Below are 12,075 nucleotides of genomic sequence, written 5' to 3' on the forward strand. Positions count from 1 at the left end.
TAGTTTAGTTTATTAACTAAACTATTGTCAAATCGGTTCCCTGTCTTTCTTGATTATTCCATTAAGAAGAGTCCTAGTATCATCTTCAATCTCATCCATTATTTTTTCTGTATGAATACGAAAGAAGGCGCTGGTCCCGCGAATCTCAGCAGATTCGCGAACAGCGCCTCCCTCAAAAACCTGTGTGTAATTTGAGTTTGTTACTTGTTATTTACAACTCTTGAATGTTAGTTGACCACGCTCCACAAAGCAGGAGCACTCGGCGGCACCCAGCCCGGCAAAGAAGTATGAGCCTGACGCGCTTTATACGTTTGGCCATTGTAAGTCACTAGTTGATTTACCTGATAGGATACAAACGGCGCCCATGCCTGAATGGTTGCTGGCGTTTGCACCGATAGAGCGCTGCTTGCCGGCGATACATTGCCTGCCGCATCCTTTGCGGCTACCGTAAAGCTGTAAGTCGTTCCTCCGGTTAAGCCGCTAATGGTAACTGAGGTACCCGTTACGGTCGTTGTCAAAACGTTATTCCGGTATACATTGTAACCTGTTACGCCGACGTTGTCCGTCGAGGCATTCCATTGAAGCGTTACGCTTGTTGATGTAACTGCCGTTGTTGCAAGTCCTGTAGGGGAACTTGGCGGCACAGTATCAACTGGATTGGAGCCTGTTGTTGTCACCGCAAGTGCGCTGCTTGCCGGCGATACGTTGCCCGCGCCATCCTTGGCTTTTACAGTGAAATTATAGGCTGTTCCAGCAGTCAATCCGCTTATCGTTGCCGAAGTAGAAGTAGTAGATGCCGCCAATACGGACCCTCTGTATACCTCGTAACCCGTAACGCCTACATTATCCGTAGCTGCATTCCATGCAAGCGCCACGCTTGTGTTCGTTACTGCCGAAGCTGCAAGTCCGGTTGGCGCAGTCGGTGCTTGAGTATCTGGATTTGGTACACTGCCTACCCCTACAGCCGCATAGGAAGTCGCAACGGAGTTCACTTGTACAGAATTCGCGCCGAACAAGTCAGTAGCCGCTTGGATAGATGCTGCACGAATAGCCGCAAAGTTGGAGGATGGAGTCAAGTACAGCGTAAGCGTTCTGTATAAAATTTTGGCTGCATCGGTGCGGCCGATTCCAGTTACAGAAATGCCGGAATGCGTCCCGCCTTGCGCCAGAAGGTAAAAGGCCTTATTGTTAATGCCGCTGTTAATATGCACTCCGCCATTATCGGCAGTACCAGTGTATCTATTGTTGTAGTGATCCGGCTGATTGTAAGCGGTTGGGTTTGACAGCGATCTTAGCGCGTCGCCCGGTGTATTTGGCGTGTAAATATCATCGCCAAGCAGCCAGTTCGTTCCTTGAATCGTATTGCCAAAAATGTCGGATACCGACTCATTAAGCGCACCCGATTCACCTTGGTAAATCAATCCCGCCGAATACTCTGTAACCGCGTGGGTCAACTCGTGGCCAATGACATCCAAATCAGCCGAGAAAGCGCGGAACAAAGAGCCGTCCCCATCCCCGTATGCAATTTGTACGCCATTCCAGAACGCATTATTATAGTTTAAGCCGTAATGGACAGTCGATCGAATAGCGAGTCCGTTGCCATCTAGGCTGTTAAGTCCAAACGTGTTTTTAAAATAATCGTACACTTGGCCTGCATACGCATGGGCATCGACAGCAGCCGGATCGTTCCATACATTATCGGCGTCTGCCACCAACGTGCCTGGAAGAACTCGCAACTGATTGGCCGTATACGTAAAGATTCCATTTCCGCGCGTAGTATCCTGTAGCACAAACTGCGAGCCGCTTGGCGTAGTATTAAATGTTTTAGTATCTCCAAGAGTGCCCACGCCCGTACCAACCGCATGCTGGAGCAAATTAAGTTTGCCCACGATCGCCCCATTTTCAGCATTTATAAAATAACGTACGCGCTTTGGCGAAGGTTCAAGCACATTGACCTCCGTAATATAGACAAGCAATTGTTGCTCCGAAGACGGATAAATGCTAAGCTCGGCTGTCTGCTCGCGTTGCTGGCTTCCCAGCTTGCCAATTTCCTTTTCTACGTCCTCATTCGCTATCGAAATCGCTTGCTCTGCGCTGATGCTCGGAATAAGTCCAACCAGTGATTGCCCGTCGTTGTCTGGAAATGTGCTCCCAATATACGAGCTTACATTGCCTTGTTTGTCAAAATGCAAGGTTTGATCCGCGCCGAAAACTGGAACCCCCTGCACATACTGCTTCAGCTTGACATGCCTTGTTCCCGTTTCGGCATCCGTGACGTCTTTTACAATTTTTAAATCTTGGCTTACATCGCCGCTTAGACCGAGCACGCCTTTTTTGTCTTCCAAATAGGCCCATACTTTATCCTCATTCGTCAAGCTCGAAGGCGCAATCCACTTCTGGGAAATGATTAGCGGAGCCTTCGTTTGCAATAATACATCTCCAGATGGATTCGATACATTTGGCGCTGCCCAAGCTGCCGGAACAGCTGCGGCCGTCAACATAGCACCCAACACGACAAGTTTGAACACTTTTTTCATACGATCATCTCCCACCCAATTTTTTTCTAGTCAACCATGGTGCTTCACCGAAAAATGTCGAACATCCACTCTCCTTCCACAAATCCAGATTGTTTTCTATGTGAGTTAATCAGGATGTACGCAGTTGGGGGAGAAAAGCAACTTGGGGTGAGCAATCAGCTTGATTAGACGGCCTTGTTAGCCAAAGTGTAGTCCTCGCCGATTTGAGAGCGAGAGCGGGTAATGGAGTGAGCGCAAGAGTGAACACAAGGAGAAGAAAGATTTATCACTTATCCTATGCGCTTAGTCGGCTTTTACTTCACCTTGATTATAAACCAAAATATTGGAAATACTAGTGGGTTTATTCGTAATTTTTCATAGAAAAATTTGATCTTTTATAGATAGTTATGCTTGGCTCATGATGTCCTGTCCATAATGAAAGCGGTTAATCGATCAAAAAAACCTTCATTCGAGGGTACTATATTTTATGGTACTTATGAGGGACTGCTTTTTACGATATGCTCTATTTATGACTACAGAGGAGGTGAAAAAAGATGTCCCCTTGCCCGATGCATTGTCAAATTATTGGCGGATATTGCGGAGCCAATCCTTGCGGCAGCAGCATATTCAGAAGACAAGTTACGCTAGTCTGTGCAAACGGTTACCAATGCATCAATCCAACGGTTTGCTGCTAAATCACAATTGATGGACAAGCGTATTTAAACTAAGTTTCTCGCGGAAAAAACGGATAATAATATGGAACGTTTCAGAATAAACAACAGCCCCCTGCATAGCAAGCTGTGTCTCTATAGGTGGCTATTGCGGAGCCTATTTTTGCTGCAAATAAGCTAGTGTTGTAAGCGCATACAACAAAAAGGCGGGAATGCAAGAGCCAACTTGCATTCCCGCTCCCATAAGGAGGTTGCCCGACTTGAATACGAGAACACCCGACTTTATTCCTGCCGCTGTTCAGCCATTCCGAAAAGAACCGATCAATATCGGCGATTATATCGAAAATCTGATCATCCCAGGGCATGGGACCTCTCTTTATGATCCCCTTGATCCTTACACCATTCTCGTCAGCTTAAGCACAACATGCAGCTTTTGTCTGCCTGCTATGGAAGCGCTGGACATCTTTTTGGAATCGCATCCCTCCTATCGAGTGACTGTTTTGCTTGAAGCAAACGAAGCCGCCTATCAAAAAGCAAGATCCATGTTTCCCGAGAAGCTGCCTATTTATCGCGTGACGGACGAATTTGTGTTCCGGCAATTAAATTTGCACGGCTATCCTTGGGCCTATGGAATCAATGCCGAAGGACAGGTCATAACGATGTTTCCTTGCAGCGAGCCCCGGCACTATCAAGACGTAGCGGAACCCTTTTGTATTTTTCACGAAGTCGAGGGTTAGCCATGTTCAAGTTTTGGCTCTTGCTTATGATTCGAGAATCCAAGCTGCTTGTAGCTGTCACCATCCTGTTGCTGGCCCTTCAGCCTGTACTGGGATGGCTAAGCTTTACGTTTAATAAGCGGCTATTCGATAGTTTTATGTCCGACCTCATTTGGAAGGATATTGGGATGGTTGCAGCAACGCTCGCAGTCGTTAAAATGGGCGAGCTCGTTATCGGCGAGTTGTCGAGACTGGTCGGCGGTCGTCTTTCTTTAAAGATCACATATCAGTTGGAGCATTATTTGTACAACAGCATTAATCCAAATACGATTACCGCTTCGGAAACTCCGTCCTTTACCAATGACGTCAACATAATTCGCAACAGTCTGTTTAATATCGAACATATGATGAATTCCGTTATCCAAATCGCGCAGCATCTCGTGATGTTGGCCATATACGGGTATTTAATCGTTCAGCATAGCTGGCTTGCTTTTGCACTGATCGTTTTGTTTTCCGTCCCGTCGCTTGCCCACGAAATTATTCAATCCATTCGAATGGAGCATTATTATGAGATCGTGTCCCAGCATCAAGTGCAATCGAGGCTATCCGGTCAATTGCTGGTTGAGCCGCAGGCGATTAAAGAGTCGCTGATCTATCGCAACAAAAGCTTCCTTCTTGTCAAATGGATGGATGCGGCGAAAGCGGTTATCCGAGGGACGAACCAGATGCGGGATAAGGAAGCGTTTTGGAAGACGATCAGCATCTTGTTTCAACCGCTTGGTTTTTTTGCCGTGCAGCTTATTTTAATACGCTCCATAAGTGCTGGAACCATTACGCTTGGCGATTACGCAGCTATTACCGCAGCTGTAGCGGTCATTCAAGGCAGCATGCTCATGTTTGCGTTCGGTGGAAGGATTTTTAAACAATTGCCTCTCATAACGAAACGAATCGAGTTGTTTCACGCGACCTATAATGAGCGACCCGAACAGCTTCGAGCGATGAGCGATCGGCCTATCGCGACGATTTCTTTGCAAAACTTTTATTTCTCTTATCCGGCGACACCTGATTTCACCGTATTGAAAGCCATCCATATTTCCGTCAAGCAAGGCGATACGATAGCCATCGTTGGACAAAACGGCTCAGGCAAATCTACTTTGGCGAAAATGATATTTGCGCTGCACGATGTCGGGCCCGGCACATTTTTTATGGATCAGCAAGACATGAGCAGTACAGCCCGAGAGCCCTTTTTCCGGCAAGTCGCCGTCGTCAATCAAGATTATATGAAATACCCTTTCTCCATCTATGAAAATATTGCAATGGAAACGGCAACCGCAGAAGTCAAATCGAAGGTAGATCAATTGATTAGACGTTACCCAATGCTTGTGCCGGACGAATATCGCGATCATCTGGAAACGGTATTAGGCAACCAATTGTTGGGGGCGCGGCAATTGTCCGGCGGACAGTGGCAGCGAATCGCCATAGCAAGAGCTTTGTATAGAGAAAAGCCGTTTTTGCTGCTGGACGAGGCGACATCAGAGGTCGATCCCGTTTCCGAAATGGCTCTAATGCGCCAAATTTTAAATGAACGAGGGAAATTGACGACGCTTATTGTGACGCATAATCTGGCTCTGGCTACGATGTGCAAGCAAGTTGTTGTCATGAATGAAGGCGTTATTACCGAGTCCGGTTCGCATGAAGGGCTGCTACAAGCTAAAGGAAGATATTATGAGATGTGGAGAGAACAGCGTTTGGAGATGGAGGAATCATACCATGAGCAAAAAGTCGTTTCGTGATTTATTTGATGAACGCACACTGGCGGTAGCCGATCAAATGGCCGACCCGGAGGAATACAAGTATCGTGCAGACGCCTATTTGATCCATCCTCTTGAGGCTGACTTGCAATTGGCGGAAACAACCGTGATCTGCTATCTGTCGCTCACTTGCGCAAGCTGTATTACGCTGATCCCGGAATTATCCGCTTTTGCCAGTACGTTTGCAGGCCAATTTATGATGCTGTGCAACGGAACACCCGAAGAAAATGCGGTAATGGCAAGCCACTTCCAATTCCCGTTTCCTGTGCTGACGATAAACCGCGACGATGCCCGCAAAAAATACGGTCTAGTCAAAACCCCTATGGCTGTAAGGCTCAAAAACGGCATCATTGAGAAAGAGACGACCGTTTTTTCGGCTGGCCAGCTTGCATTATTCGCATTGGAAGAGTAGCTGTGACGATGGATATATGGCTTATAGCCTCCGCTTACATCGTTGATATGTCGCTCGCCGCTATTTTTGCGATCGCTTTTACAAGCAAATCCGGCCATACTTTCCCCGATTTTAAACTTTCCATTGCATCGTACCGGATTATTCCCGGACGGGCTATTCCGTTTGTCGGCTTTGCGATACTTATTACGGAGCTCGGATTATGCGTTTTATTTATTCTTGATCTAAGTCCGCTTTGGACGGGAAGCGTCGCGGCCGGATTGTTATGCGCATTTTCGGCGGGATTGCTTTGGAAAAAGAAGTTTCTATTTCACGATGAATCGATAAGCTGCACTTGCTTTGGCTCTATCAGCTGGATGAACAAGTATCCGATTGGGCGGAATATCGCGCTTTTGGCGCTCGTTGCGGCAAGCGCGATCTTGCCGGATCGGGCCTTTTCACCTGCAAATTTCTCGATTTTGAGTGCAGCGGCCATCTCTTTGCTGTTTGCCTATTTCTATCGCATGCATACTCAGTGGCAAAAAAAAGTGAAGCTGCACGAACTGCTAGGAAAAATTGGACACATCGGCCAATCGAGAATGACGATCATCGCCGTCTCGTATTCGCATCCGGACTTTAAAGCGATCGATCAACTGCTCTCCTCTCCCCTGCTGCAACCTGATCGCAAATGGCTTGTCCTCCTGAACGCACCTGAATGGCTGATCAAGGTGAAGCAAAGGGGCTGGGGCAGCCAAGTTACAGTACTGGAGGCCCATTCACCGGTCTATGCCCGCTGGTCCACTGTTGTTCGTTCAGACGGCGAAATTTTGGACTTGATTGGTGAAGAACTAGTGCCGTACACGGAAATTGGTATGTATGCCAAAATGAATGCAGCCAGTTGACTGTTGAAACATGCGCTTGCAAAATAAAAAGGAGGAATAACGGTGGCCTTATCGTTGCACTATCAGCTTATTTTGGCCGATCATGTTTCATTTGACGAAACGACACACAGCCAAACGATTGAAAACATTCGCAATTCTGTACAAGTAAACGTGTACCCCACTGTCGTTCACTTAACCGCATGGATCAAAATATGGATGCAGAACGTGGCGGACGATTCGATCTTTTTGAGCGTATCCGATACAAAGAAAAATGTATTATGGTCGCAAGAGCTGGAAGGCATCGTCAATCGCCGACCGGAGGGGCTACCCAAAGGAATCGATTCCGCCATGCAAATCAAGTTTGTCGTTAATCGAACGGGCGTTTATACGGTAAAACTGCTAGATCGGGAAAACAATGTGCTGACGTACTTTCCGTTATTTGTATCTATTCGTTCAACGGCTTAGTGGCTAGCCAACCCCCTATTGCGATTGAAACGAATTTGATTCCGTTTTGTAACTGTTCTGTTACGAATTAATGTTCCATTCGCCCTATAATGACATGACAACGATTTATCATCTAGAGGGGCTGAACATCATTTTTACCACCGACACTTGTTTCAAACACCACTGTTTCTGCGAGCTTCTTTTTATCTACTTGACTGCTGCTGCATCTCCCATGCGCTTAAGTGTTGGGGGATACCGAAATGCCTAAGCCGCTCGACAACAACTATCGCTACATGCCGGGACTCGATGGGCTGAGAGCCATCGCCGTACTCACAGTCATCGCCTACCATTTAAACGTAAAAGGGATACCCGGCGGCTTGCTTGGGGTTACGATGTTTTTTGTGCTCTCCGGTTATCTGATTACTGACCTATTACTGAAACAATTGAGCCAAAACAAAACATTGGACCTCAAAACCTTTTTCATTCGCCGTACTCGAAGGCTGCTGCCAGCTATGTTTCTCATGATCGCGGTCGTTTCATTAGGATTGCTTATTCTCGATCCGAATCGGCTTCTATCCCTGAAAGGCGATATCGGTTCGGCATTACTGTATATAAATAACTGGTGGCTCATCTTTCATGAGGTTTCTTATTTTGAAAGCTTTGGCCCCGCTTCTCCATTCGGTCATCTATGGTCGCTTGCGGTGGAAGAACAATTTTATCTGTTATGGCCTTTCATTTTGCTCATCGCTATCCGCTTCTCGCCAAAACGCGGCAAGCTTGCGTTATGGACACTAGCTGCTGCCGCTATTTCCGCTGGAGCAATGGCGCTGCTGTATGTACCTGGCTCAGATCCGAGCCGTGTTTATTACGGTACAGATACAAGAGCCTTCGGTTTGCTGATTGGTGCAGCACTTGCCATCGTCTGGCCGAGTTCAAAGCTGTCTAGTACGCTTTCCGAGCGCAGTCGCCGTCTCCTCGATGGTATCGGTATGTTCGGATTCGGGGTTATTATTGTGATGATGGCCCAGATTGGCGAATATGATTCATTTTTATATCAAGGAGGCATGGTCCTGTTTGCTCTAGCTACTGCGGCAGTTGTAGCCGTTCTAGCGCATCCTGCCAGCAAACTAGCTGGAATCGTGGGGAATAAAGCTTTTACTTGGATTGGTGTACGCTCCTATGGCATTTATTTGTACCATTATCCGATTATCGTGTTGACCACTCCCACAGCAGAAGCTGCCGAGTTCCATCTTGCACGAGCGTTTATGCAGCTTGCTCTCACCTTGGTCCTTGCCGAGCTATCCTGGAGATTTATTGAAGAACCTATTCGACGCGGAGCTTTGGGCAATATGTACACTTGGGTAAAACAAAAAACGAAATCGTCGTTCCGTCTTAGAAAAACAACCGCTTTAGCGGCCGTCATCGTTCTTGTTTTAACCGGCGTTTCCTGCACAGGCAGCGCAAACCTGCAATCTGAAAGTTTGGATGCCAAAAAGGACGATTCAGCGGTTGCCGCGCCGAATCAGACAAAAGAAGCAACAACTGGCAACACACAAGGTAAAGCAAAACAAGATAAACAAAAGGATACTGTAAACACAGTAAAACCTAACGGTTCTGATAAAAAAGATACAAAGGATATAACGGAGGAAAAGCCAGTCACTGAACAAAAACCTGATCAAAAATCGGATCAGAAGACGGATCAGAAATCTAGCCAGAAATCCGAGCAGAAGGAGAGCAATAAACAAATTGGCCCAAGCTCGAATCCGGGCAGTGCGGTAAAACCTGTCCCGGAGAAGAAGCCCGTCACTCCTCTTAACAAGCACAACATTACGGCTATCGGAGATTCTGTTCTTTTGGATGCAGCCCCCTATTTGGAAAAACAGCTTCCCGGCATCTACATGGATGGGAAAGTAGGAAGGCAATTTGGAGCGGCGGCAAACATAATTGAACAGCTTAAAAAAAGCAATAAGCTGGCGGATACCGTCGTTATTCAACTGGGTACGAACGGGTCCTTTACAACAAAACAGATGAATGAGCTGCTTGGCGTAATCGGCGAAAAGCGGGAAATTGTGTTCATAAACACAAGAGTTCCTCGCAAATGGCAGGATTCCGTTAACAAAATGTTAGCTGCAACAGCGAAAAAAGCTTCAAACGTCACAATAATAGATTGGTATGCTGCGAGTAAAGGAAACGAGGATTTATTTGCTGCTGATGGCGTTCACTTGAAGAAGAAAGGCGCAGAGCTTTATGCGAGCCTTATCGTAGATAGCCTAACCGACTAACTTAACTTTACAAAAAGAGTGCTTCAAAGGTGTGGTCGCCGATGGAGCACTCTCTTCATTTTATTCCTCATGATCCAAAAAAGCTTCCAAATGATCAAGCTGCTTCGACCAAAAATGTCTATATGATTCCAGCCATTGGTCGATTTCTTTCAGCGGCTCAGGCCGAATAGAATAGAAGCTTTTTTGAGCAACCGATTTCACTTCAACTAAACCGGCCTCCCGCATAATTCGAAGATGTTTGGAAACCCCTGGCTGACTAAGCCCGCATAGATTCACAAGCTCCCCCACCGAACGTTCACGAATGCGAAGCAAGTCCAGCATCGTTCGTCTATGCGGCTCGGCCAACACTTCAAAAACATTTTTTGCTGTCATAGTCTGCCCTCTGCTTATTGTTGTGAATTTATAAAATGATCCGTTCGCGTTGAATACTGCTCTGTCATCGGCTTCTCCAATTGATGTCGCGGAACTGGACCATAGGTGACGCCATGCTCCAAATAAAATTTGAGCAAAGTGAGCGCCTCTCCCCATCCCACTGCACAATCGGCAAAAGCTTTTAAATCCGCAGCCGTTCCTTTATAACCAGACTCCTCCACGGAAACCAAAGTTCCTTCGCCTATCTTTGTCAGCACAAAAGAAATGGTCGTCGTCGTATCTCCAGGAGTCCACTGGTATACAAATCTCGCTTCAGGAATCGCCTCTAGTACCGTCCCGCCATCCTCAAGCGTAATATGATCGGGTCCAAAATCCTTGAACCGGAAATGAATCCTTCCGCCTGGACGCGCATCAACGGATGTTCCTTGCGTAAACCACGCATCCCAGCCTTCTCCCGTTGCGATTGTTTCATAAACTTTGGCTGGCGATGCCTTGATGAATGAACGATGATATATCGTTAATGGTTCCATTCTCATTCCCCCTCCAATTTGGATGTATAATGAACGAGCATTTCCTTTACTTTTCCCCAAGGGAACTGGTCGAACCGATCACTGAGCACCTCATCCAAAACATCAAGATGCACATGCCAGCCTGCCAAATAATTCTTTACAACAGCGGAATCATAGAAAGTGTGGGTCAAATGGAGCCGGCAGCCCTCACCTTCGCTTTCCAGCTTCCAACGTACGACCGAGTGACCCGAATCCGGCTCAAGCCAAGTATATTCCAACTCAGACGGCGGGACGATTTTCGAAAATGTTCCATTTACACGATCACCGTTCTCCCAGCTAAAAGTTAATTTGCCGTCCACCTTAAGCTCCATTTCCGTCCGTACCGTTAACCATTTGGCCAACTGCTGCGAATTTGTAATCGCCTCCCATACCTTTTCCGCCGGATGCCTGAAGTACCGCTCGAAACGCACGACTCGATGCCCGTCTATCTGTACTACTTTTCCCTCCATTTAATCCATCCTCCAGCTAGTTTATTTTTCCACCCACTTTATATTACTATATGGTTATATAACTGTAAAGAAATATAACGATCAAATGTCCCCTTTGTTTAGTTCATGAAACCGTTCTAGCTCATTCTTTACGTTTTCTTTCTCTACTTCCGTTAATATAATCGATGCCGCTTCTTGCAGTGCCTCGTCTGCGTTCTCCTTTTGACCCAGCTCATTGTAAATGTCTGCTTGCAAAACTTTGGCTTTAAATAATAGCTCATTCGATATTTCTTCCCTGAACTTATGAAACGCAACTTCCAACGTATTTCTAGCGGCCAGATAATCCATTTTGGAATAGGCAAACCGGTACGCTCCGGCGTAGCCTTTTTCAAATTTGGATTGAAGCGCCTTAATTCTACCTTCTTCTGCTTCCATCAGCGCAGTTGAATCCCCAAAGCTTTCGCCGATAATGATCGTGTTGCCGACAGCATCTGTCACATTCACTCTCCAATCCTCGGTCGTTTGATTCAACCTGGAAATTTTTGGCGTCCCTTTGACTGGAATTTTGCCGTAATAAGCTTTTAAATTGGCTTTGAGCTCTTCAAAAATTTGCCGGACGTTAGGCACAACTACATAACAACCGCCTACTTGTCCATCTTCCTTGAAGTTTTTCACCCCATAAAAGCTAAACTCTCCAATGCCCTCTCTATTCACAGATGCATAGCGATAGGGAGCCTTCTGGTAATAAACGATATCGAAGCCCATAGCGGTATAAAACTCTAAATGGGTGTCAAATGTGTCGTAATCGCAATTAAAAATCGGAATGATCCGATTTCGGTTGCGGTTTAGAACGTTTAACTCTTTATTCATCTCAAATCATCCTTCCCAACGGGATTGAACCCCAGTTTACCAACTTTAATAAATAATTTCCTATTATTTTTTGCTAACCTTCTTATTGTGGGGTGACGATCTGGAAATTCATCCGTTACTCGTTGAA

Annotated in this window: 11 protein-coding genes; 6 read left to right on the forward strand and 5 right to left on the reverse strand. The window is 46.4% G+C overall.

All coding sequences use genetic code 11. The annotated features are described in order from the left end of the window. Positions 1-227: 227 nt before the first annotated feature. Positions 228-2,537, reverse strand: a complete 2,310-nt coding sequence (locus ACFQZE_RS04810) for a M4 family metallopeptidase (protein WP_379354195.1) — start codon at positions 2,535-2,537, stop codon at positions 228-230. A gap of 910 nt (positions 2,538-3,447) precedes the next feature. Between ACFQZE_RS04810 and ACFQZE_RS04815 the strand changes: the two genes are divergently transcribed. From ACFQZE_RS04815 to ACFQZE_RS04840, 6 genes are all read left to right on the forward strand, one after another. Beyond that, positions 3,448-3,924 carry a hypothetical protein gene (locus ACFQZE_RS04815; protein WP_379354197.1) on the forward strand — a complete coding sequence of 159 codons (477 nt, stop codon included), beginning with the start codon at positions 3,448-3,450 and terminating at the stop codon, positions 3,922-3,924. Between the two features lie 2 nt (positions 3,925-3,926). After that, on the forward strand, positions 3,927-5,696 hold the full coding sequence (locus tag ACFQZE_RS04820; RefSeq protein ID WP_379354199.1) for an ATP-binding cassette domain-containing protein: 1,770 nt from the start codon (positions 3,927-3,929) through the stop codon (positions 5,694-5,696). Next, the gene (locus tag ACFQZE_RS04825) at positions 5,674-6,126 is read left to right on the forward strand and encodes a hypothetical protein (RefSeq protein ID WP_379354201.1); all 453 of its coding nucleotides are present in this window, start codon (positions 5,674-5,676) and stop codon (positions 6,124-6,126) included. The genes ACFQZE_RS04820 and ACFQZE_RS04825 overlap by 23 nt, the downstream gene beginning before the upstream one ends. 8 nt (positions 6,127-6,134) lie before the next feature. Continuing rightward, positions 6,135-7,004 carry a MauE/DoxX family redox-associated membrane protein gene (locus tag ACFQZE_RS04830; RefSeq protein ID WP_379354203.1) on the forward strand — a complete coding sequence of 290 codons (870 nt, stop codon included), beginning with the start codon at positions 6,135-6,137 and terminating at the stop codon, positions 7,002-7,004. 42 nt (positions 7,005-7,046) lie between these two features. Beyond that, the gene (locus ACFQZE_RS04835; RefSeq protein ID WP_379354205.1) at positions 7,047-7,448 is read left to right on the forward strand and encodes a hypothetical protein; all 402 of its coding nucleotides are present in this window, start codon (positions 7,047-7,049) and stop codon (positions 7,446-7,448) included. 239 nt (positions 7,449-7,687) lie between these two features. Next, on the forward strand, positions 7,688-9,709 hold the full coding sequence (locus tag ACFQZE_RS04840) for an acyltransferase family protein (RefSeq protein WP_379354207.1): 2,022 nt from the start codon (positions 7,688-7,690) through the stop codon (positions 9,707-9,709). 60 nt (positions 9,710-9,769) lie between these two features. Here the strand turns inward: ACFQZE_RS04840 and ACFQZE_RS04845 are convergent, their stop codons facing one another. The 4 genes from ACFQZE_RS04845 to ACFQZE_RS04860 all read right to left on the reverse strand — a co-directional run bounded on the left by ACFQZE_RS04845 (position 9,770) and on the right by ACFQZE_RS04860 (position 11,948). Further along, positions 9,770-10,081, reverse strand: coding sequence for an ArsR/SmtB family transcription factor (locus tag ACFQZE_RS04845; RefSeq protein WP_379354209.1), 312 nt, complete (start codon positions 10,079-10,081; stop codon positions 9,770-9,772). Positions 10,082-10,095: 14 nt separating this feature from the next. Further along, positions 10,096-10,611, reverse strand: a complete 516-nt coding sequence (locus ACFQZE_RS04850; RefSeq protein ID WP_379354211.1) for an SRPBCC family protein — start codon at positions 10,609-10,611, stop codon at positions 10,096-10,098. Positions 10,612-10,613: 2 nt separating this feature from the next. Then, on the reverse strand, positions 10,614-11,099 hold the full coding sequence (locus tag ACFQZE_RS04855) for an SRPBCC family protein (RefSeq protein ID WP_379354213.1): 486 nt from the start codon (positions 11,097-11,099) through the stop codon (positions 10,614-10,616). 81 nt (positions 11,100-11,180) lie between these two features. Continuing rightward, the gene (locus tag ACFQZE_RS04860) at positions 11,181-11,948 is read right to left on the reverse strand and encodes a hypothetical protein (protein WP_379354215.1); all 768 of its coding nucleotides are present in this window, start codon (positions 11,946-11,948) and stop codon (positions 11,181-11,183) included. Between the last annotated feature and the right edge of the window lie 127 nt (positions 11,949-12,075).

Origin of the sequence: Paenibacillus sp. GCM10027627, from assembly GCF_042675505.1 — a bacterium.
Classification (GTDB): Bacteria; Bacillota; Bacilli; order Paenibacillales; family Paenibacillaceae; genus Pristimantibacillus.